At 70.4% G+C, this 21,063-nt stretch carries 20 protein-coding genes; 13 read left to right on the top strand and 7 right to left on the bottom strand.

What is annotated here, in order from left to right; all coding sequences use genetic code 11:
* Positions 1 to 1,356: an AmpG family muropeptide MFS transporter gene (locus A9977_RS33060; RefSeq protein WP_183029065.1), complete on the bottom strand. Its 1,356-nt coding sequence runs from the start codon at positions 1,354 to 1,356 to the stop codon at positions 1 to 3.
* 37 nt (positions 1,357 to 1,393) lie between these two features.
* On the opposite strand from A9977_RS33060, the gene A9977_RS33055 reads away from it, so the two are divergent.
* Entirely contained in the window at positions 1,394 to 2,236 is an 843-nt protein-coding gene (locus A9977_RS33055; RefSeq protein ID WP_183029064.1) for a M48 family metallopeptidase, read from the top strand.
* A gap of 17 nt (positions 2,237 to 2,253) precedes the next feature.
* On the opposite strand, the gene mntP is transcribed toward A9977_RS33055, so the two are convergent.
* Complete coding sequence (gene mntP, locus A9977_RS33050) at positions 2,254 to 2,823, bottom strand: manganese efflux pump MntP (protein ID WP_183029063.1); 570 nt, start codon at positions 2,821 to 2,823, stop codon at positions 2,254 to 2,256.
* Between the two features lie 395 nt (positions 2,824 to 3,218).
* Between mntP and A9977_RS33045 the strand changes: the two genes are divergently transcribed.
* The 5 genes from A9977_RS33045 (at position 3,219) to A9977_RS33025 (ending at position 8,180) form a co-directional block, all read left to right on the top strand.
* Positions 3,219 to 4,658, top strand: coding sequence for an SGNH/GDSL hydrolase family protein (locus tag A9977_RS33045; protein ID WP_183029062.1), 1,440 nt, complete (start codon positions 3,219 to 3,221; stop codon positions 4,656 to 4,658).
* A 53-nt stretch (positions 4,659 to 4,711) separates the two neighbouring features.
* Positions 4,712 to 5,635, top strand: a complete 924-nt coding sequence (locus A9977_RS33040) for a LysR family transcriptional regulator (protein WP_183029061.1) — start codon at positions 4,712 to 4,714, stop codon at positions 5,633 to 5,635.
* A gap of 145 nt (positions 5,636 to 5,780) precedes the next feature.
* Positions 5,781 to 6,797: an ABC transporter substrate-binding protein gene (locus A9977_RS33035; RefSeq protein ID WP_183029060.1), complete on the top strand. Its 1,017-nt coding sequence runs from the start codon at positions 5,781 to 5,783 to the stop codon at positions 6,795 to 6,797.
* 25 nt (positions 6,798 to 6,822) lie between these two features.
* The gene (locus tag A9977_RS33030) at positions 6,823 to 7,791 is read left to right on the top strand and encodes an isopenicillin N synthase family oxygenase (RefSeq protein ID WP_183029059.1); all 969 of its coding nucleotides are present in this window, start codon (positions 6,823 to 6,825) and stop codon (positions 7,789 to 7,791) included.
* Positions 7,788 to 8,180 carry a VOC family protein gene (locus A9977_RS33025; protein WP_183029058.1) on the top strand — a complete coding sequence of 131 codons (393 nt, stop codon included), beginning with the start codon at positions 7,788 to 7,790 and terminating at the stop codon, positions 8,178 to 8,180. Before A9977_RS33030 ends, A9977_RS33025 begins: the two co-directional genes overlap by 4 nt.
* Positions 8,181 to 8,210: 30 nt before the next feature.
* Here the strand turns inward: A9977_RS33025 and A9977_RS33020 are convergent, their stop codons facing one another.
* On the bottom strand, positions 8,211 to 9,014 hold the full coding sequence (locus A9977_RS33020) for an exodeoxyribonuclease III (RefSeq protein ID WP_183029057.1): 804 nt from the start codon (positions 9,012 to 9,014) through the stop codon (positions 8,211 to 8,213).
* 11 nt (positions 9,015 to 9,025) lie between these two features.
* Between A9977_RS33020 and pyrE the strand changes: the two genes are divergently transcribed.
* Together pyrE and A9977_RS33010 are read left to right on the top strand one after the other, a co-directional pair.
* Entirely contained in the window at positions 9,026 to 9,706 is a 681-nt protein-coding gene (pyrE, locus tag A9977_RS33015) for an orotate phosphoribosyltransferase (RefSeq protein ID WP_183029056.1), read from the top strand.
* Positions 9,707 to 9,732: 26 nt separating this feature from the next.
* Positions 9,733 to 10,410 (top strand): DUF4124 domain-containing protein, encoded by a 678-nt coding sequence (locus A9977_RS33010; RefSeq protein WP_183029055.1) that lies wholly within the window; start codon positions 9,733 to 9,735, stop codon positions 10,408 to 10,410.
* An 18-nt stretch (positions 10,411 to 10,428) separates the two neighbouring features.
* Here the strand turns inward: A9977_RS33010 and gatB are convergent, their stop codons facing one another.
* Genes gatB through gatC form a run of 3 tightly spaced genes read right to left on the bottom strand, consistent with a single transcriptional unit; the run spans position 10,429 to position 13,708 of the window.
* Positions 10,429 to 11,919 (bottom strand): Asp-tRNA(Asn)/Glu-tRNA(Gln) amidotransferase subunit GatB, encoded by a 1,491-nt coding sequence (gene gatB / locus A9977_RS33005; RefSeq protein ID WP_183029054.1) that lies wholly within the window; start codon positions 11,917 to 11,919, stop codon positions 10,429 to 10,431.
* Positions 11,920 to 11,921: 2 nt separating this feature from the next.
* Complete coding sequence (gatA, locus tag A9977_RS33000; protein WP_183029053.1) at positions 11,922 to 13,412, bottom strand: Asp-tRNA(Asn)/Glu-tRNA(Gln) amidotransferase subunit GatA; 1,491 nt, start codon at positions 13,410 to 13,412, stop codon at positions 11,922 to 11,924.
* On the bottom strand, positions 13,409 to 13,708 hold the full coding sequence (gene gatC, locus A9977_RS32995; RefSeq protein WP_183029052.1) for an Asp-tRNA(Asn)/Glu-tRNA(Gln) amidotransferase subunit GatC: 300 nt from the start codon (positions 13,706 to 13,708) through the stop codon (positions 13,409 to 13,411). The genes gatA and gatC overlap by 4 nt, the downstream gene beginning before the upstream one ends.
* A gap of 222 nt (positions 13,709 to 13,930) precedes the next feature.
* Between gatC and A9977_RS32990 the strand changes: the two genes are divergently transcribed.
* The 4 genes from A9977_RS32990 (at position 13,931) to mrdA (ending at position 18,625) form a co-directional block, all read left to right on the top strand.
* A complete protein-coding gene (locus tag A9977_RS32990; protein ID WP_140844795.1) occupies positions 13,931 to 14,974 on the top strand; it encodes a rod shape-determining protein in 1,044 nt (347 codons plus the stop codon).
* Between the two features lie 120 nt (positions 14,975 to 15,094).
* Positions 15,095 to 16,069 (top strand): rod shape-determining protein MreC, encoded by a 975-nt coding sequence (gene mreC / locus A9977_RS32985; protein ID WP_183029051.1) that lies wholly within the window; start codon positions 15,095 to 15,097, stop codon positions 16,067 to 16,069.
* Positions 16,066 to 16,587: a rod shape-determining protein MreD gene (gene mreD, locus A9977_RS32980; protein ID WP_183029050.1), complete on the top strand. Its 522-nt coding sequence runs from the start codon at positions 16,066 to 16,068 to the stop codon at positions 16,585 to 16,587. Before mreC ends, mreD begins: the two co-directional genes overlap by 4 nt.
* 70 nt (positions 16,588 to 16,657) lie before the next feature.
* Entirely contained in the window at positions 16,658 to 18,625 is a 1,968-nt protein-coding gene (mrdA, locus tag A9977_RS32975) for a penicillin-binding protein 2 (RefSeq protein WP_183029049.1), read from the top strand.
* Here mrdA and A9977_RS32970 read toward each other — a convergent pair.
* Entirely contained in the window at positions 18,622 to 19,380 is a 759-nt protein-coding gene (locus A9977_RS32970; RefSeq protein WP_183029048.1) for a TSUP family transporter, read from the bottom strand. The two genes, mrdA and A9977_RS32970, sit on opposite strands and share 4 nt — an antisense overlap.
* 358 nt (positions 19,381 to 19,738) lie before the next feature.
* Here A9977_RS32970 and A9977_RS32965 point away from each other — a divergent pair, with 358 nt between their 5' ends.
* Positions 19,739 to 21,055 carry an ammonium transporter gene (locus tag A9977_RS32965; protein WP_183029047.1) on the top strand — a complete coding sequence of 439 codons (1,317 nt, stop codon included), beginning with the start codon at positions 19,739 to 19,741 and terminating at the stop codon, positions 21,053 to 21,055.
* The last annotated feature ends 8 nt before the right edge of the window (positions 21,056 to 21,063 follow it).

Genomic DNA, 21,063 nt, shown 5'->3' with positions numbered 1-21,063 from the left:
TCAGCCGCTGCCGCCGACCCGCTGCCAGCGCGCCGCCAGCGCCACCAGCACCAGCACCGGCAGGCCCAGCGCCGCGGTCGCGACGAAGAAGGTGGAATAGCCGTAGGCGTCGACGAAGACGCCCGAGTAGCCGGCCAGGAACTTGGGCAGCAGCAGCATCAGCGAGCTGAACAGCGCGTACTGCGTGGCCGAATAGCTGATGTTGGTCAAGCTCGACAGGTAGGCGATGAAGGCCGCCGAGGCGATGCCGCCCGCGAGGTTGTCGGCCGACACCACGAAGATCAGCAGCCCCAGGTCGTGGCCGCGCATCGCCAGCCAGGCGAACAGCAGGTTGCTGCCCGCGCTGAGCACCGCGCCCAGCATCAGCACGCGCATCACGCCGAAGCGCATCGACAGCACGCCGCCGACGAAGGCGCCGACCAGCGTCATCACCACGCCGTAGATCTTGCTGACCGTGGCCACCTCGTCCTTGGTGAAGCCCATGTCCACGTAGAAGGGGTTGGCCATGATGCCCATCACCACGTCGCTGATGCGGTAGATCGCGATCAGCGCCAGGATCAGCGCGGCCTGCCATTTGTAGCGGCGGATGAAGTCGGCGAAGGGCTCGATCAGCACGCTGTGCAGCCACTCGGCCGCGTTGCGCGCCGGCGGCAGCACGCGGCGCACCGGTTCCGACGACACCAGCACCGTCAGCACGCCCACCACCATCGAGGCCGCCATCACCAGGTAGGCCGCCTTCCAGCCCGCGTTCTGGTAGCCCGCGGTGCCGGCGATCTCGGTCCAGGCGGCGATCCACAGCACGCCCGCGCCGGCCCAGATCATCGCCATGCGGTAGCCGGTCTGGTAGGCCGCGGCCAGCGCCGCCTGCTTGCGGGTCTCGGCCGATTCGATGCGGAAGGCGTCGAGCGCGATGTCCTGCGTGGCCGAGCCGAAGGCCACCAGCAGCGCGCACCACACCAGCGGCCGCAGCCCGGCGCGCGGATCGGCCATGGCCATGCCCACCAGGCCCGCGATCACCAGCGCCTGCGCCAGCAGCAGCCAGCTGCGGCGCCGGCCCATGAGCCGGGTGAAGAGCGGGATCGGCAGCCGGTCGACCAGCGGCGCCCAGGCCCACTTGAAGGCGTAGACCAGCCCGACCCAGCTCAGGTAGCCGATGTCGGTGCGCGCCACCCCGGCCTCGCGCAGCCGGAAGCTCAGCGTGCCCAGCACCAGCAGCAGCGGCAGGCCGGCGGAGAAGCCCAGCGCCAGCATGCGCAGCGTCGCGGGTTCGAGGTAGACCCGGAGGGCGTCGCGCCAGGACAGCGGTGCCTCGGGGGGAGCGGTGGAGGAAGCTTCGGCAGCCGTGGGTGGGGACATTGAGGGGGCGATCGGAATGGCTGCTTATTATTCCCGCATGTGTTCACGCTGCGAGCTTCTTCTGGGTCCCTGGCACGGCCGCCGCGCCTTTCTGCGCCTCGCGGGGGCCGGTGCCGCCGTCTCGGCCGCGCCGGTGCTGGCGCAGGTCGACGTGGGCCAGTCCTCGGTGGCGCGCAACCTGGTGCCCGCCGACACCGTCGAGCAGGCCGGCGTGCAGCAGTACGGCGAGCTGCTGGCCAAGGCCAAGGCCCAGGGCGCGCTGGCGCCCGACGGCCATCCGCAACTGCAGCGCCTGCGCGCGATCGCCGCGCGGCTGATCCCCTTCGTCGGCAGCTGGAACCCGCGGGCCGCGCAATGGAAGTGGCAGGTCAACCTGATCGGCAGCAAGCAGATCAACGCCTTCTGCCTGCCCGGCGGCAAGATCGCCTTCTACACCGGCATCCTCGACCAGCTCAAGCTCAGCGACGACGAGGTCGCGATGGTCATGGGCCACGAGATGGCGCACGCGCTGCGCGAACACGCGCGTGCCCGCATGGCCAAGAGCGCGGGCACCGGCGCGGCGCTGTCGATCGCCTCGCAGCTGTTCGGCCTGGGCGAGGTGGGCAACATGGTGGCGAAGGCCGGCACCCAGCTGCTCACGCTCAAGTTCAGCCGCGGCGACGAGACCGACGCCGACCTGGTCGGCCTCGAGCTGGCGGCGCGCGCGGGCTACGACCCGCGGGCCTCGGTGTCGCTGTGGACCAAGATGGCCGCGGCCTCGAAGAACGAGGGCGGGCTGAACTTCCTCTCGACCCATCCCAGCGGCACCGACCGCATCCGCATCCTCGAAGCCAACGTGCCCAAGGTCGACGGCCTGTACCGCGCGGCGAAGCGCGGCTGAAGGCTGCCGGCCCGGGCTCAGCCCGCGGCCAGGTGCTCCCAGAGGATGGCGGTGCCGATGCCGAACAGCACCACGCCGCCGAAGATCTCGGCCCGCTTGCCGGCCACCGCGCCCAGCACCCGGCCCACCATCACGCCCAGCGTCACCATCACGAAGGTCGTGAAGCCGATCGCCGCGGCCACCGGCAGGATGTCGACGTCGAGGAAGGCCAGGCCCACGCCGACCGCCATGGCGTCGATGCTGGTGGCGAAGCCGGTCACGGCCAGCAGCCAGAAGCCGTGTCGGCTCGGCTTCTCGGGTGCCACCGCCTCCGGCGCGGCGAAGCCGGCCCACACCATGCGCAGGCCCAGCACGCCCAGCAGCACGAAGGCGATCCAGTGGTCCCAGGCCTTGACGTAGTTGGCGGCGCCCAGGCCCAGGGCCCAGCCGGCCAGGGGCGTCAGCGCCTCGATCACGCCGAAGATGGCGCCGGTGCGCAGCGCTTCGCGCCAACGGGGGTTCTGCAGGGCCGTGTCCTTGCCGACGGCGGCGGCGAAGGCGTCGGTGGACATCGCCAGCGACAGCAGCGAGATGGAAACGAAATTCATCGGGGGGTCTTTTTCCGGCCGGGCGAACGCAACGGCGCGCCACCACTGCCCGACCTGTTGTCGTGCTGGCGCGCCGATGGTCTCGCCAACCCGAAAGGTTGCCGGCGCCACAGCCCGCGAGGCGGGCCGAGTGTGTTGACGCAGGCGCTTCCACGAAAGAGGCGGAAGCCGGCTACTCCCCATAGGAGAGCCGCGAGCTTAACCGCCCGGCCTGTCGCCGCGTGCGGCGGCTGCCAATGCCCCGATGCGTGGTTTGTTGAAGGGTGGGGCGCGACATGGAAATTGTCACTTCTTGTTACGGCGATGCGAGAATGGGCCGATCCGGACCGATGGCCGGCCGCCGGCGAACTGCGGCCCGTCGGACTGCTGCCGAGACTCGAGAAAACGGAGACTTCATGCGCAAACTGCACCTGGCGGCCCTGCTGGCCGTTGCCCTCCTGAGCGCCTGCGGCGGTGGCGGGGACAACGGCTCGACGCCGGCCACCGCGCCGCCACCCGCCCCGGCCCCTGGGCCGGCCCCGGTGCCCTCGCCCGAGCCGGAGCCCGCGTCGGGGCCCGTCTTCGGCGCCCAGATCTCCTTCGGCGACAGCCTGTCCGACGTCGGCAGTTACGCGGTCGGCACCGTCAAGGCCCTGGGCGGCGGGAAGTTCACCATCAACGGCGACAACACCGCGATCGACCCCGCCCTGACCGGCCGCAACTGGACCGAATTGACGGCCGCCCGCTTCAGGCTGCCGGCACCCTGCGCGGCGCAGACCGGCCTCGACGGCGACGCGTCGCAGGGCTTCTCGGTGCCGGTGGTGGCCCATGCGGGCTGCTACGGCTACGCCCAGGGCGGCTCGCGCGTGAGCAATCCCATCGGACCGAGCCACAAAATGACCGGCAGCGTGCTGGGCGGCCTGACCGTGCCCGTGCGCCAGCAGATCGCCAACCACCTGGCCGTCTCGGGCGGCCGGTTCAAGCCGGACGACATGGTCTTCGTGATGGCCGGCGGCAACGACGTGCTGTTCCAGCTGGCCGAACTCGATGCCGCGGCCAAGTCGGCCGGGGACGCGGCCGGCCGGCAGGCCTACTTCGCCAGCCTGGTCCCCGCGCTGGCGGCCCAGGCCACCGAGCCGGAGGCGGCGACCACGGCCATCATGCTGGCGATCCAGGGCGCCAGCGCCGCGCCGGACGCCACGCTCGCCAGCATCACGCAGGCGGCCATCGGGACCGCGGCCGACCAGCCGGGCAATGCGGCGGTGGGCTCGCCCGGCGTCTACGGGCCGATGGTGACGCAGGCCAATGCCGACGCGACGGCGGCCGGCCAGGCCGCGGGCGTCGACTACGCCACGACCCACGGCCCCGAACTCGTGTCCGCCATGAGCGCGGCCGGCGCCGAACTGGCCGGGCTGGTGAAGACCCAGATCCTCGCCAATGGCGCTCAGTACGTCACCGTCAACAACCTGCCGGACGTCGCCTCGACGCCGGCCGGCCGCTCCGAGTCGCCCCAGATCCAGGCCCTGATCGCGGCCATGGGCCAGGCCTTCAACGCCCAGCTGAGCGCCGCCCTGGGCGGCGAGGCCCGAGTGCTGCTGGTGGACGTCTACGCCCTGAACCAGGATTCGGTCGCCCGCCCCGCCGCCTACGGCCTCAGCAACGTGACCGACACCGCCTGCGACATGTCGCAGGGCAAAAACGCGCTGGGCAGTTCGCTGGTCTGCAATGCCTCGAACCTGAAGGCGGGCGACGTCAGCCACTACGCCTATGCCGACGAGGTGCACCCCACGCCCTACTACTACGGGCTGCTGGCCAGGCATGTGCTGGAGAAGATGGTGGCGCGCGGCTGGCTCTGAGGTCGCCTCGACCGGCGGGCCGCCCGCCATGCATCCGTGCTGAAATCCCCGGCATGACCCTGCGCCTGCATGCCCGTGCCCTGTCGTACTTCGATGCGATACGGCGCGCCGGCTCCATCCGCGAGGCGGCGCGCCGCCTGCACATCGCGTCGTCGGCGGTCAACCGCCAGCTGCTCGAGCTCGAGGACCAGATCGGCTCGCCCCTGTTCGACCGGCTGCCCGAGGGGCTCAAGCTCACCGCCGCGGGCGAGGTGGTGGCCCGCCACGTGATCATGGTGCTGCAGGATGCGCGCCGGGTCGACAGCGAGATCGACGCGCTGCGCGGCATCCGCAAGGGCGAGGTCACGCTGTGGGCGGTGGAGGGCCTGCATGCCGCCTTCCTGCCCGGCGTGCTGGCCGCGATGATGGAACGCTACCCGGGCGTGCGCGTGATCACCCGGCCCAGCGGCTCCGGCGCGATGGCCGCCGCCGTGGCCCAGGGCGAGGCCGACGCGGCCATCGGTTTCTCGCTGCCGCGCCGGGCCGAGCTCACGCAGATGGCCGTGGGGCGTTTCGCCATCGGCGCGGTGATGACGCCGGAGCACCCGCTGGCCGCGCGGCGCACGGTCGGCCTGAACGACTGCGCGCGCCATCCGATGCTGCTGCCCAGCGCCGACCTCTCGGTGCGCTGGCTGCTGGACCCCTGGCTGGAGCGGCAGACGCGCGCGCTGCAGATCCCGCTGGAATCCGGCTCGATCGAGCTGATGCGCAACCTGGCCCGCGGCGGTGTGGGCATCGCCTTCCAGACCCGGCTGGGCCTGGAGGCCGAACTGGCGGCGGGCACGCTGGTCTTCGTGCCCTTGCGGTCGCCGGGTGCGCTGGTGTGCGAGCTGGGCGTCTACGTGCGCGCGGGGCGCGCCATGCCGCCGGCGCTGGACGCGCTGATCCGGCTGATGGCCGAGGCCATCGAGCGCGCCGAGGCGCGCGAGACAGGCTGAGGGCAGGACGCCGAGGCGGCGGCCCGCGCCCCTGCTCTGATTTTTCGAGCGGGTAGCTGCTAATTCTGCGCTTGGCGGCAGCGCGGTCCGGTCCCTACAGTGCGGTCGAAACGCTCCTTCTTCGATCTCCCAGGAACCCCCGCCCATGAAACGCCGTCTCCTGCTCCAGGCCAGCACCGCTGCCGCCCTGGGCGCCGCCCGCATCGCACGCGCCAGCGCCACCCGCTTCAAGTTCAACCTCGGCTGGCGCTTCGAGGCCTCGGCCGCCGGCTTCCTGCTGGCACAGAACCGCGGCTACTACCGCGATGCGGGCCTGGACGTGAGCATCGACACCGGCAACGGTTCGGCCGCCGCCATCAGCCTGGTGGCCAGCGGCGCCTACGACGCCGCCTCGGCCGACCTGGCCTCCATGATCGAGTTCGGCGTGCGCAACCCCGGCGGGGGCCTCAAGGCGGTCGCCATCCAGTACGACCTCAACCCCAACGCCGTGATCGCGCGCAAGGGCGGGCCCATCCGCGGCCCCGCCGACTTCGCCGGCAAGACCATCCTGGGCCAGCCCTTCAACGCCTCGCGCAAGCTCTTCCCCGTCTTCGCCAAGGCGCAGGGTTTCGATGCCTCGGGCGTGCGCTGGGAGAACGTCGAACCGGGCACCGGCGACATGCGCTTCGCCAAGGGCGACTTCGATGCCGCCGCCTACTTCTATTTCACCGGCCTGCTGAACCTCAAGGCGCGCGGGGTGGACCTGTCGACGCTGGACGTCTACCGCTTCAGCGACTACGGCATGAAGTCCTATGGCAACGGCCTGGTGGCCGGCCCGGGCGCCATGGCCAATGCCGGTGCGATGAAGGCCTTCGTGGCGGCCTCGACCCGCGGCTGGCTCGATGCCATCGCCGATCCGGCCGCCGGCGCCGCGGCCGTCAAGGCGCGTGAACCCCTGGTCACCGAAGCGCTGGAAGCCGAGCGCCTGCGCATGATCGTCGACGGCACCATGAAGACCGCGCAGACCCGCGCCAACGGCTGGGGCGCGGCCCTCCCATCGCGCATCCAGGCCACGGTGGACGAGACGGTCGGCGCCTTCGGCCTGCCCTCGACGCTGGGCCTGGAGCAGGTCTGGACCGATGCCTTCCTGCCCGCCGCATCCGAGCGCCGCCTGCGCGGCTGAACGCCCGATCGCGCAGCACATCGCCATGACCCCTTCCATTCCCATCCTCGACCTCGACGGCGCCCTGGCGCGCGGCGGCCCGCGCAGCGCCGAGGTCGCCGCCCAGCTGCGCGAAGCCGCCATCGGCTCGGGCTTCTTCTACCTGCGCCACCACGGCGTGCCGCCGCAGCAGGTGGCGCGCCAGTTCGAACTGGCGCGCCAGCTCCTGGAGGACGTGCCGCCGCGCACCCGCGAACGCCTGGCCATGGCGAATTCGCCCACCCTGCGCGGCTACGAGATGCTGGGCGCGCAGACGCTGGACCTGGCGTCGCGGCCCGACATCAAGGAGAGCTTCTACTGCGGCATGGCCTACCCCGACGACCATCCCTACGTGCGGGCCGGCTACCAGACCTACGGCGGCAACCAGTGGCCCGACGAAGTGCCCGAGGCGCCGGCGCTGTGCGAGGCCTACATCCAGACCCTGCTGGCGCTGTCGCGCCGCCTGATGCAGCTGCTGGCGCTGTCGCTGCGGCTGCCCGAGGATTATTTCGACGCCACCAGCGCCAGCCCCATGATGACGCTGCGCATGCTGCGCTACCCCGCCCATCCGGCCGATGCCGACGCGCTCACCTTCGGCGCGGGCGCGCACACCGACTGGGGCGCGCTCACCATCCTGGCGCAGGACATGCACGGCGGGCTGGAGGTGGCCATGCCCGACGGCAGCTGGGCCGAGGCCACGCCCATCGAGGGCTGCTTCGTGGTCAACCTGGGCGACATGATCCCGCGCTGGACCAACGGGCTCTACCATTCCAACCCGCACCGGGTGCGCAACCGCTACTCGAACGGCCGTCCGCGCTATTCCATCCCCTTCTTCTACGAGCCCGACTACCTGGCGCGGATCGAGGCGGTGCCGGGCACCGTCGCGCCGGGCGAGGCGCCGCGCTTCGCGCCCTGCACCGCCGGCGAGCACCTGCGCGAGATGTACCGCCGCACCTACGGCACGGTGGCCGCATGAGGGTGCTGTTCAACCTGTTCTGCCGCGACATCGAGGCCCAGGTGCGCTTCTACGGCGCGCTGCTCGGCCTTCCCGAACTGTCGCAGCTGCGCTCGCCGATCTACCGGGCGCTGGCGGCCGGGGAGACGGAGCTGGGGTTCAACGGCGAGGCGGCCTACGAACTGCTGGCGCTGGCCGAGCGCCGGCCGGTGGCAGAGGCCGCGGCGCCGGTGACGGCCTATGCGACCTTCATGCTGGACGCATGCGCCGACGTGGACGCGGCGGCCCACCGGGCCGTCGTACTGGGCGGCGGCATCGTCAAGGCACCGTACCGGACCTACTACGGGCACTGGCAGGCGGTGCTGCACGACCCCGAGCACCAGATCTTCCGGGTCAGCGCCGAGGCCTGAAGCCGCGGGCCGGACCCGCTCCCACGCCGCTCAGAGCGTGAAGTCGTAGTCGATGGTGATCGGCGCGTGGTCGCTGAACTTCACGGTCTTGTAGATCGACTCGTGCTGCGCCAGCGCGCCCAGCGCCGGCGTGGCCAGGTGGTAGTCCAGCCGCCAGCCCACGTTCTTCGCATAGGCCTGGCCGCGGTTGCTCCACCAGGTGTAGGCGTCGCCGGTGGTGTCGGGCTTGAGCTTGCGGTAGACGTCGACCAGGCCCGCGCCCTCGGCGCCGGCGTCGAGCAGGCGGGTCATCCAGGCGCGTTCCTCGGGCAGGAAGCCGCTGTTCTTCATGTTGCCCTTGAAGTTCTTCAGGTCGATCTCCTGGTGCGCGATGTTGATGTCGCCGCACAGGATGAACTCGCGTTCCTTCTTCAAGGCCAGCAGGTGCGGGAAGAAGCCCTGGAGGAAGCGGAACTTGGCCGCCTGGCGCTCCTCGCCCGAGGAGCCGCTGGGGAAGTAGCAGCTGATGATCGAGAGCTTGCGTTTCGGCGTGTCGAAGCGCAGTTCGAGGTAGCGGCCCTCGGCGTCGAATTCGGCGTCGCCCCAGCCCACCACCACCGCGCTGGGCGCATGCTTGGTGTAGATCGCGGTGCCCGCGTAGCCCTTCTTCTCGGCGAAGTGGAAGTGGCCCTGCAGGCCCGCCATCTGCTCGAAGCGGCCTTCGATGTCGCTGGCCTGGACGCGGATTTCCTGCATGCAAATACAATCCGGCGCCAGTTCGGCCACCCAGTCGGCCACGCCCTTGGTGGTCGCCGAACGCAGGCCGTTGAGGTTGAGACTGGTCAGTTTGAACAAAGGAATTCCTGATGGCTGAGGTGAATGAGGCGGGCGCTGCGGCGGCTCTGGATTTCGTGCAATTCGCGATCGAGTCCGGCGTGCTGCGGTTCGGCGAGTTCAAGACCAAGGCCGGTCGGCTGAGCCCGTATTTCTTCAACGCCGGCCTGTTCGACGACGGCGCGAAGATGCTGCGCTTGGCCGAATTCTATGCAGAGCGCCTGATCGCCAGCGGACTCGAGTTCGACATGATCCTCGGCCCGGCCTACAAGGGCATCCCGCTGGGCGCCACGGTGGCGACCGAACTCGCGCGGCGCGGCCGCAGCGTGCCCTTCGCCTACAACCGCAAGGAAGCCAAGGACCACGGCGAGGGCGGCACGCTGGTCGGTGCGCCGCTGCGCGGGCGGGTGCTGATCGTCGACGACGTGATGTCCGCCGGCACCGCGGTGCGCGAATCGATCGCGCTGATCCGCGCGGCCGGCGCCACGCCGCATGCGGTGGCCATCGCGCTCGACCGCCAGGAGCGCGCCACCGAGAACGGCGTCGACGTGCCCCACAGCGCCGTGCAATATGTCCGCGATCAGCTCGGCATGCAGGTGCTGGCGATCGCCACGCTGGACGACTTGTTACAGTACCTCACGACGCAAGGCACGGGAGAGCTCGAGGTCCACCGTGCGGGCGTGCTGGCTTACAGGGAGCGCTACGGCGCCTGAGGCGCGACTCTGCAACTGGAGAAGGAATGGCACTGCAAGATCGAACCCACGCCGGGGCCTGGTCGATGCTGCTGCCGCTGCTCGCGGCCGGCACCGTCGCCGCGCAGTCTGCATCGCCCTCCGGCGGCAGCATCTACAGCTGTACCGACGCCCGCGGCCGCACGCTCACGGCCGATCGCCCGATTCCCGATTGCAGCGACCGCGAGCAGCGCGCCCTGAGCCCCAGCGGCGCCCGCCGCATCGTCGAACCCAGCTACACCGCCCAGGAGCAGGCCGAGCGCGACGAACGCGCGCGCCAGGCCGCGCAGCAGGCCGCGCGGCTCAACGAGGAACGTCGCCGCGAGCGCGCACTGCTGATGCGTTACCCCAACCTCGCCACCCACGAGCGCGAACGCGTCGAGGCCATGCAGCAGATCGACACCGTGATCGATGCCGCGCGCAAGCGGGTGAGCGAACTGGCCAAGGAGCGCCAGTCGGTCGACGACGAGATGGAGTTCTACAAGAAGGACGTCAGCAAGGCGCCGCCGTCGCTGCGCCGCAAGCTCGAGGACAACGAGCAGAGCGTGGCGGTGCAGAACCGCTTCATCGCCGCGCAGGACGACGAGAAGAAGCGCGTCAATGCGCGCTTCGACGAGGAGCGCGTGCGGCTCAAGCCGCTGTGGGCCGCCAATGCGCCACCCGGAGGGGCCGGCGCCGGACGCTGAGCGCCCGCGCCCGCGGCCTCAGCCCAGCTTCGCCTTCAGCAGCGCATTGACCTGCGCCGGGTTGGCCTTGCCCTGGCTGGCCTTCATCACCTGGCCCACCAGCGCATTGAAGGCCTTGTCCTTGCCCGCGCGGTATTCGGCGATGTTCTTCTCGTTGGTCGCGAGCACGCCGTCGATGATGGCTTCGAGCGCGCCGGAGTCGCTCATCTGCTTCAGGCCCTTGGCCTCGATCACCGCGTCGACCTCGCTCGCTTCGCCGGTCCACAGCGCCTCGAAGACCTGGCGCGCGGCGTTGTTCGACACCGTGCCGTCGCCGATGCGCACGATCAGCTTCGCGAGCTGCGCGGCGCTCACCGGCGCCGCGGTGATCGCGATGTCCTGCGTGTTCAGGCGCCGGGCGATCTCCCCGGTGATCCAGTTGCTGGCCAGCTTGGGCGCGGCGCCCGCGGCCACGGCGGCATCGAAGTAGCCCGCCAGCGCGGTGCTCTGGGTGAGCTGCGTCGCGTCGTAGGCCGACAGGCCATGGCTCGCGACATAGCGCTCGGCCATCGCGCGCGGCAGTTCGGGCATCTCGGCGCGCACGCGCTCCACCCATTCGGGCGCGATCGCCAGCGGCGGCAGGTCGGGGTCGGGGAAGTAGCGGTAGTCGGCCGCGTCTTCCTTGGTGCGCATCGCGCGCGTCTCGCCGGTGTCGGGGTCGAACAGCACCGTGGCCTGCTGCACCTTGCGGCCGTCCTCGATCTCCTCGATCTGCCAGCGGATCTCGTAGTCGATCGCCTGCTGCATGAACTTGAAGCTGTTCAGGTTCTTGATCTCGCGCCGCGTGCCCAGCTTGTCGCCGGGCTTGCGCACCGACACGTTGGCGTCGCAACGGAAGCTGCCTTCCTGCATGTTGCCGTCGCAGATGCCGATCCAGGTCACGATCTTGTGCAGCTCCTTGGCATAGGCCACGGCCTCGGCGGTGGAGCGCATGTCGGGCTCGGTCACGATCTCCAGCAGCGGCGTGCCGGCGCGGTTCAGGTCGATGCCCGACTGGCCGATGAAGTCCTCGTGCAGCGACTTGCCCGCGTCCTCCTCGAGGTGGGCGCGCACCAGGCGCACGGTCTTGGTCTCCTCGCCCAGCAGGAAGGACACCGCGCCGCCCTGCACGACCGGGATCTCGAACTGGCTGATCTGGTAGCCCTTGGGCAGGTCGGGGTAGAAGTAGTTCTTGCGCGCGAACACGCTGCGCGGCGCGATGGTCGAGCCCAGCGCCAGGCCGAGCTTGATCGCGCGTTCGACCGCGCCCTTGTTCATCACCGGCAGCGTGCCCGGCAGCGCCATGTCGACCGCGCAGGCCTGGGTGTTGGCCTCGGCGCCGAAGGCGGTCGAGGCGCGGCTGAAGATCTTCGACGCGGTCGAGAGCTGTGCATGGGTCTCGAAGCCGATGATGACCTCATAGCCCTGCACCAGCGGGCCGGTCGGGCGGCCCTGTTGTTGTTCTTCGAAGGAGTTCACGGGTTCGCTCATCGTCAAATGCCCTGGGGTGCGCGGGAATGCCAGTCGGTGGCCTGCTGGAAGCGGTGCGCCGCATTGAGCAGCCTGGCTTCGGCGAAGTAGTTGCCGATCAGTTGCAGGCCCACGGGCATCGCGTGTTCGCCGAAGCCCACGGGCAGGCTCATGCCGGGCAGGCCGGCCAGCGAGGCGGGCAGGGTGAAGATGTCGGCCAGGTAGTCGGCGACCGGGTCGTCGCCGTGCTCGCCGAGCTTCCAGGCGACGGTGGGCGCCACCGGGCCGGCGATCAGGTCGCACTGCGCGAAGGCCTGCTGGAAGTCGTCGGCGATCATGCGGCGCACCTTCTGCGCCTGCAGGTAGTAGGCGTCGTAGTAGCCGTGCGAGAGCACATAGGTGCCGATCATGATGCGGCGCTTGACCTCGTCGCCGAAGCCTTCGGCGCGGGTCCTGCCGTACATGTCGGCCAGGTCCTTGTAGTCCTTGGCGCGGTGGCCGAACTTCACGCCGTCGAAGCGGCTCAGGTTGCTCGAGGCTTCCGCGGCCGCGAGGATGTAGTACACGGGGATCGACAGCTCGGTGCGCGGCAGCGTGATGGCCACGCGCTTCGCGCCCAGCTTCTCGTACTCGGCCAGCGCCGCATCGACCGCGGCGCGCACGCCGGGGGCCACGCCGTCGCCCAGGAACTCCTTCGGCACGCCGATGCGCAGGCCGTCGAGCGAGCCGTTCAGCGTGCGCGCATAGTCCTCGGCCGGGCGGTCGATCGAGGTCGAGTCGCGGTCGAGGTCAGGGCCGCACAGGGCCGACAGCAGCAGCGCGCAGTCCTCGGCCGAGCGGGCCATCGGGCCGGCCTGGTCGAGGCTGGAGGCGAAGGCCACCATGCCGTAGCGCGAGGCGCGGCCGTAGGTCGGCTTGATGCCGGTCACGCCGCAGAAGGAGGCGGGCTGGCGGATCGAGCCGCCGGTGTCGGTGCCGGTGGCGGCCGGCGCCAGGCGCGCGGCCACGGCGACCGCGCTGCCGCCCGACGAGCCGCCGGGGATGCGGCTGGTGTCCCAGGGGTTGCGCGCCGGCACCACGGCGTCGCCGCCCACGGCCGGCACGGCCACGTTCTCGTTGGCCGAGCCCATGGCGAATTCGTCGCAGCTGAGCTTGCCCAGGGTCACCGCGCCGGCGTCGGCCAGGCGCTGCACCACGGTCGCGTTGAAGGGCGAGCGGTAGCCCGCCAGCATGCGCGAACCGGCGGTGGTCGGGAAGTCGGTGGTGACGAAGATGTCCTTGTGCGCGATCGGCACGCCGGCCAGCGCGGGGGCGTGGCCGGTGGCGATCAGGGCGTCGGCGGCGCGGGCCTGGGCCAGCGTGACGTCGGCATCGACCGCGACGAAGGCGCCGAGCGCGGGCTGGGCCTGGATGCGGTCCAGGAAATGCTGGGCCGTTTCCACCGCCGAGACTTCGCGTGCGGCCAGCGCCTTGGCTAGGCCGGCCACGCCGAGTTGGTGCAGATCGGCGCTCATTCGATCACCTTGGGGACGAGGAACAGGCCGCGTTCGACCGCGGGCGCACTCTTCTGGTTGGCCTCGCGGGCGTTGGGTTCGCTCGCCACGTCGTCGCGCAGGCGCAGCGTGATGTCCTCGATGGCGGCCACCGGATGGGCCAGCGGCTCGACGCCGGTGGTGTCGACCGCGCGCATGGTTTCGACGAGGTCGAAGAAGCCGTTGATCTGGCCCAGCATCCGCGTGCTTTCGTCGGGCGCCAGTTGCAGGCGCGCGAGCGTCGCGATGCGGGCGATATCGGAAGAGGTGAGTGACATGAGAAATCGAGCTGAAATCGAGCGAAACGGCAGCTAAACCGGCCCTGCAAAGGGGGCGAAGGCGGGGGAAACCCAGGGGATTCGGGTATTATCCCGCCTTTGCCGCAACCCCCGCGAACGCGCTGGCTTTTGCTGCAAAAACAGATCAATCCACCCCGTCAGACGACCACAAAATAAGCGACGACATGCCGATGCGCATGCCGTGCTTCAGAGGAATTCCACATGTTTGGAGCTTTCCGTCGGTACTTTTCGACCGACCTCGCGATCGATCTCGGCACCGCCAACACCCTCATCTTCGCCCGTAACAAGGGCATCGTGCTGGACGAGCCGTCGGTCGTAGCCATTCGCCACGAAGGCGGCCCCCACGGCAAGAAGGTGATCCAGGCCGTCGGCCGCGAAGCCAAGGCCATGCTGGGCAAGGTGCCCGGCAACATCGAGGCGATCCGCCCGATGAAGGACGGCGTGATCGCCGACTTCGTGATCACCGAGCAGATGATCAAGCAGTTCATCAAGATGGTGCATCCGCGCTCGCTGCTCGCACCGAGCCCGCGCATCATCATCTGCGTGCCCTGCGGCTCGACCCAGGTCGAGCGCCGCGCGATCAAGGACGCGGCCGAAGCGGCCGGCGCCACCAAGGTCTACCTGATCGAGGAACCCATGGCCGCGGCCATCGGTGCCGGCCTGCCGGTGTCCGAAGCCAGCGGCTCGATGGTGGTCGACATCGGCGGCGGCACCACCGAGGTCGGCGTGATCTCGCTGGGCGGCATGGTCTACAAGGGCAGCGTCCGCGTCGGCGGCGACCGCTTCGACGAGGCCATCATCAACTACATCCGCCGCAACTACGGCATGCTGATCGGCGAGCCGACGGCCGAAGTCATCAAGAAGACCATCGGCTCGGCCTTCCCGGGCTCCGAGGTCAAGGAGATGGAAGTCAAGGGCCGCAACCTGTCCGAAGGCGTGCCGCGCAGCTTCACCATCAGCAGCAACGAAGTGCTGGAAGCGCTGACCGATCCGCTCAACAACATCGTCTCGGCGGTGAAGAACGCGCTCGAGCAGACGCCGCCCGAACTGGGCGCCGACATCGCCGAGCGCGGCATGATGCTGACCGGCGGCGGCGCGCTGCTGCGCGACCTGGACCGCCTGCTGGCCGAGGAAACCGGCCTGCCGGTGCTGGTGGCCGAAGACCCGCTGACCTGCGTGGTGCGCGGCTGCGGCATCGCGCTGGAACGCATGGACCGTCTGGGCAGCATCTTCACCAGCGAATAAGCTCCCCCTGGTTGCCGGCCCGCCCTTGCCGGGGCGGCTCCGCAGCCCGGCCCAGCCGGTTTCGCGCCCGTCCTGAAACAAGCCACAGCCAGGCACCTGCCACTCGTGGCATAAAGCGTCATGCCACTCGGCACCCTCGACCGCTCCGCACCGCCCCTGTTCAGCCAGGGGCCGTCGGCGCTGAGCAAGCTGATCTTCTTCAGTGCGCTGGCGCTGTTCCTGATGGTGGCCGACGCGCGCTTCCACCTGACGCGGCCGCTGCGCGCGAGCATCGGCGCGGTGCTCTATCCGGTCCAGTGGCTGGCGCTCAAGCCGGTGCAGCTGTTCGCCCAGGGCGGCCTCTACATGGAAGACCTGCAGGTCGCGCAGCGCAACGAGGCCGAGGCCCGCCGCGCGCTGGCGCTGCAGGCCGAGCGCGCGAGCCAGGCCGACACGCTGTCGATCGACAACGAGCGCCTGCGGGCGCTGCTCGAACTGCGCCAGACCACCCGCACCCCCGGCCGCGCGGCCGAGGTGCTCTACGACGCGGCCGACCCCTACACCCGCAAGATCGTGATCGACCAGGGCCTGTCGCAGGGCATCGAGGCCGGCTCGCCGGTGATCGACGAGCACGGCGTGCTGGGCCAGGTCACCCAGGTGCAGCCCTTCACCAGCGAGGTCACATTGGTGATCGACCGCGACCTCTCGATTCCGGTCCAGAACGCCCGCACCGGCGCGCGCAGCGTGGCCTTCGGCGACGCCAGCGCCCACGGCAGCGGGCTGGAGCTGCGCTTCATGGCCGCCAACGCCGACCTGCAGGAGGGCGACCTGCTCGCGACCAGCGGCGTCGACGGCGTCTACCCGGCCGGCCTGCCGGTGGCCAAGATCGAGCGCATCGAGCGGCGCGCCGACTCGGGCTTCGCACGCATCTACTGCCTGCCGCTCGCGCGCGTGACGGCGGCGCGCTACGTGCTGGTGCTGACGCCCGTCGGCACGCCCAGCGCGGCGCCGCCCGCGGCGGCGGCCAAGAAGAACGACAAGCCGCCGAAGGCCGCGGCCTCCGCGGCAGCCGCGCCCGAGACCCGGCCGGCGCGCAGGGAAAGGCGCACGCCATGATCATGCGTCCCGGGCAGCAGCAGCTGCTGCTGCCGGTCAACCCGATCTTCATCTGGGGCAGCCTGATCGTCGCCTTCCTGGTCACCATGGTGCCGCTGGGCCGCGGCGCCTGGGCGCCCGACCTGCTGGCGCTGGTGATCGTGTTCTGGAGCGTGCACCAGCCCGCGCGGATCGGCATCGGCGCGGCCTTCGTGTTCGGCCTGTGCATGGACGTGCACCAGTCGGCGCTGCTGGGCCAGCACGCGCTGTCGTACACCTCGCTGAGTTTCCTGGCGATCATGGGCCACCGGCGCATCCTCTGGTACTCGGTGCTCTCGCAGTCGCTGCAGGTGCTGCCGCTGTTCGCGCTGTCGCACCTGATCGAACTCGTGATCCGCATGATCGGCGGCGGCGTGTTCCCGGGCTGGACGCTGCTGATCGCGCCGGCCCTCGAGGCGCTGCTGTGGCCGCTGGTCAGCGTGATCCTGCTGGCGCCGCAGCGGCGCACGCCGGACCCGGACGCCAATCGGCCGCTATGAGTGCTTTCGGCCTCGTGGGTGCCAAGCGTGCCTTGCTGCCTGCGCAGGCGGCGCGTAGCCTGTACGCCGCATGACCGAGATCCGCAACGTCGTCGCCGACCTCGCCCGCTTCAAGCGGCGGGTGATCGTGATCGGGCTGGTGGTGCTGGGCGCCTTCGGCCTGCTGTGCTCGCGGCTGGTGTACCTGCAGATCGTGCGCCACGCCGACCTGGCCGAACAGGCCGAGAGCAACCGCACGGCGATCGTGCCGGTGGTGCCCAACCGCGGCCTGATCCTCGACCGCAACGGCATCGTGCTGGCCTCCAACTACTCGGCCTACACGCTGGAGATCACGCCGTCGAAGGCCGGCAAGGTCGACGAGACCATCGACGCGCTGGCCGAGGTGGTCGAGGTCACGCCGCGCGACCGGCGCCGCTTCAGGCGCCTGCGGGAAGACTCGCGCAGCTTCGACTCGGTGCCGATCCGCACCCGCCTGTCGGACGAGGAGGTGGCCCGCTTCGCCGCGCAGCGCTACCGCTTCCCGGGCGTCGAGATCAAGGCGCGGCTGTTCCGCAACTATCCCAACGGCGATGTCGCGAGCCATGTGCTCGGCTACATCGGCCGCATCAACCAGCGCGAAAAAGAGGCGATGGAAGACTGGGACGACGAGGAGATCGCCAACTACAAGGGCACCGACCACATCGGCAAGCTGGGCGTCGAGCAGAGCTACGAGAAGACGCTGCACGGCCAGACCGGCGTCGAGCAGATGGAGACCTCGGCCGGCGGGCGCGCGGTGCGCCGGCTCGCCAGCCACCCGTCGACGCCGGGCGACACGGTGATGCTGTCGCTCGACATCAAGCTGCAGAAGCTGATCGAGGACATGTTCGGCGACCGCCGCGGCGCGCTGGTGGCGATCGACCCCAAGACCGGCGCGGTGCTGGCCTTCGTGAGCAAACCCACCTTCGACCCCAACCTGTTCGTCGAAGGCATCGACACCGAGAGCTGGAAGGAACTGAGCGAGTCGCTCGACAAGCCGCTGCTCAACCGGGCCCTGCGCGGCACCTACCCGCCGGGCTCCACCTACAAGCCCTTCATGGCGCTGGCCGCGCTCGAGACCGGTTCGCGCGGGCCCAGCGTGGTGGTCAACGACCCCGGCTTCTTCAACTTCGGCGGCCACCGCTTCGGCAGCCCCGAAGGCAACCTGGGCAACCTCGACATGCGGCGCGCGATCCAGGTGTCGAGCAACGTGTATTTCTACACGCTGGCCAACGAGATGGGCGTGGACCGCATCCACGACTTCATGAAGCCGCTGGGCTTCGGCCAGATCACCGGCATCGACCTCGGCGGCGAGGTGCGCGGCGTGCTGCCCAGCACCGAGTGGAAGCGCAACGCCTACAAGCGGCCCGAGCAGAAGAAGTGGTTCGCCGGCGAGACCATCTCGCTGGGCATCGGCCAGGGCTACAACAACTTCACCATGCTGCAGCTGGCACAGGCGGCGGCGATCGTGGCGGACGGCGGCGTGCGGCATCGGCCGCACCTGGCGCTGGCGGTGCGCGACACCGTCACCGGCCAGGTCAAGTCGGTGATCCAGCCGCCGGCCGAGAACTTGGGCTTCTCGGCCGCCAACGTGGCGGTGGTGCGCGAAGGCCTGGTCAGCGTGGTCACCAGTGGCACCGCGCGCGGCGTGTTCGCCGGTGCCGGCTACGGCGCGGCCGGCAAGACCGGCACCGCGCAGGCCGTGACGCAGGCGCAGAACACCAAGTACAACGCCCGCGCGCTCGAGGAGCACCAGCGCGACCACGCCCTGTTCATGGGCTTCGCGCCGGCCAACGACCCGAAGATCGCGCTGGCCGTGATCGTGGAGAACGCCGGCTGGGGCGCGGGCGCCGCCGCGCCGATCGCGCGCCGCGTGTTCGACTACTGGCTGATGGACCAGTACCCGAGCGAGGCCGACATGGCGGCGGTGCGCATCGGCAAGGCCACGGCGCCGATAGGCAAGCCGCGCGTGGCGAGCGAGATCGCATGGCCGGCGCCCTCGGGCCCGGCCGCGGCACCCTAGCGCAGGAAGGCGTCGTAGCCGGTCTTGAGGATCAGCGCGCTCACCACGAACAGGAACACGCCGCGCACGAAGCCCGCGCCATGCCGCAGCGCCACGCGCGCGCCGATCAGGCTGCCGGCCACGTTGGCCACCGCCATCACCAGGCCGTAGTGCCACCACACATGGCCCTTGGCCGCGAACAGCAGCAGCGCCCCCAGGTTGGTCATGGTGTTGAGCAGCTTGGCCGAGGCCGAGGCGTTGAGGAAGTCGTAGCCCAGCCAGCGCACGAACAGGAAGACGAAGAAGCTGCCGGTGCCGGGGCCGAAGAAGCCGTCGTAGAAGCCCAGCATCAGCCCGACCGCGCCGGTGGCCGCCAGCTCGGCCCGGCCGCTGAAGCGCGGCGTGTGGTGGCGGCCCATGTCCTTGCGCGCGAGCGTGTAGGCCAGCAGGGCGAGCAGGATGAAGGGCAGCAGCTTGCGCAGGAAATCGGGCGAGACCTGGGTGACGGTCCAGGCGCCCAGCAGCGAGCCAAGGAAAGCCAGCACGGCGGCCCCGGCCAGCGCGCGCCAGCGCAGGTCGACCTTGCGGGCGAACTGGGCCGTGGCCGCGGCCGTGCCCCAGACCGAGGCGCTCTTGTTGGTGCCGAACAAGGTGGCGGGCGCGGCGCCCGGGAAGACGCTGAAGAGCACCGGCACCAGGATCAGTCCGCCCCCTCCCACGATCGAATCGATGAAGCCCGCGAACAGCGAGCCGAGCGTGAGCACCAGCATTTCCATGGGGCGGGATTGTCGCAGGGGCCTGGGGCGGCCCTGGCGCGGCGCCTGGTGGCGCCCAAAAGAAAAGGCGCCGACCAGCGGCGCCTTTTCCATTTCTTCAACGGCATTTCTGATGAATGCCTGGTCTTGTCTCTGTTCTTGTTGTCGGCGTTCGTGCGCCTCGAAAAATTGTCTCCTCGGTACCCCCGCGCTACGGGCGTGCCGTCTGCGAGTGGCGCAACTTTAGGGGGTGCACCGCGGCAGTGCATCGGGAATTACCCGCTGGTGGCGGGTGCACCGCCGTGGATGTTTCAAGATGTGGCCGGTGGCACGGCTCGTGCAAGACGCTTTTCGTTCCCACAACGAAGGCGAGCGGCACATGAAGCACCGGAAACTGGCGGTTGGCCTGTCAGCCTTGCTGGCGGGGGCCTGCGGCGGCGCTGCAGCGGACCCGGCCGGCCCGGCGGTCGTCGCCCAGGCCACGATCAGCGCGGCCGACACCGGCTGGATGATGACCGCCACCGTGCTGGTGCTGCTGATGACGCTGCCCGGCATCGCGCTGTTCTACGCCGGCATGGTGCGGCGCCGGAACGTGCTCAACACCATGGCGGCCGTGATCGGGATCGCGGCGGTGGTGTCGCTGGTGTGGTTCGCGCTGGGCTATTCGCTGGCCTTCACCCCGGGCTCGCCCTGGGTGGGTGGCAGCTCGCGCTTCGGCTTCGCGGGCTTCGACTACCTGCACGAGGCGGGCACGCTGGCCGTGAGCCACATCGCGCCGCGGATCCCGGAATCGGTCTATGCGATGTTCCAGCTCAGCTTCGCGGTCATCACCGCGGCGCTGGTGATCGGCGCCTTCGTCGAGCGCATGCGCTTCGCCGCCGTGCTGTGGTTCGCGGCGCTCTGGAGCCTGGTGGTCTACGTGCCGATCGCGCACTGGGTCTGGGAGCCGGGCGGCTGGCTGGCGCAATTGGGCGCGCTCGATTTCGCGGGCGGCTCGGTGGTGCACGTCAATGCGGGCATCGCGGGGCTGGTCTGCGCCTACGTGCTAGGCCCGCGTCGCGGCTACGGCCGCGAGCCCTTCGAGCCCTACAGCCTGGCTTTCACCATGGTCGGCGCGGGCCTGCTGTGGGTCGGCTGGTTCGGCTTCAATGCCGGCTCCGCCCTGGCGGCCGACGGCCGCGCCGGCCTGGCCATGGTCTGCACCCACATCGCGGCCTCGGCCGGGGCGCTGAGCTGGATGCTGGGCGAGTGGGCGGTGCGACGCAGCCCCTCGCTGCTGGGCCTGTGCTCTGGGCTGGTGGCCGGCCTGGTGGCGATCACGCCCGCGGCCGGCTTCGTCACGCCCGGGGCGGCGGCGCTGATCGGCGCCATCGCCGGGCTGGCCTGCTACTGGGGCGCGACCGCGCTCAAGCGGCTGCTGCGCGCCGACGACTCGCTCGACGTGTTCGGGGTGCACGGCATCGGCGGGCTGGTGGGCTCGCTCTTGACCGGCGTGTTCGCCGATCAGCGCCTGTCGGGCTTGCGCGGCAGCGTGGTGACGCAGGCGCTGGCGGTGGGCGCGGTGGCGCTCTACAGCGCCGTGGCCACCGCGCTGGTGCTGTGGCTGGTGCGCCTGATCGTGGGCCTGCGGGTGAGCGAGGACACCGAAGCCCTCGGCCTGGACCTGGGCGTGCACCGGGAGCGCCTGGGCGGATGAAGCATCAC

Origin of the sequence: Variovorax sp. UMC13, from assembly GCF_014170375.1 — a bacterium.
GTDB lineage: Bacteria > Pseudomonadota > Gammaproteobacteria > Burkholderiales > Burkholderiaceae_C > Variovorax.
Note: the sequence above shows the minus strand (reverse complement) of the source record. Positions and strands in the feature narration are given on the sequence as shown.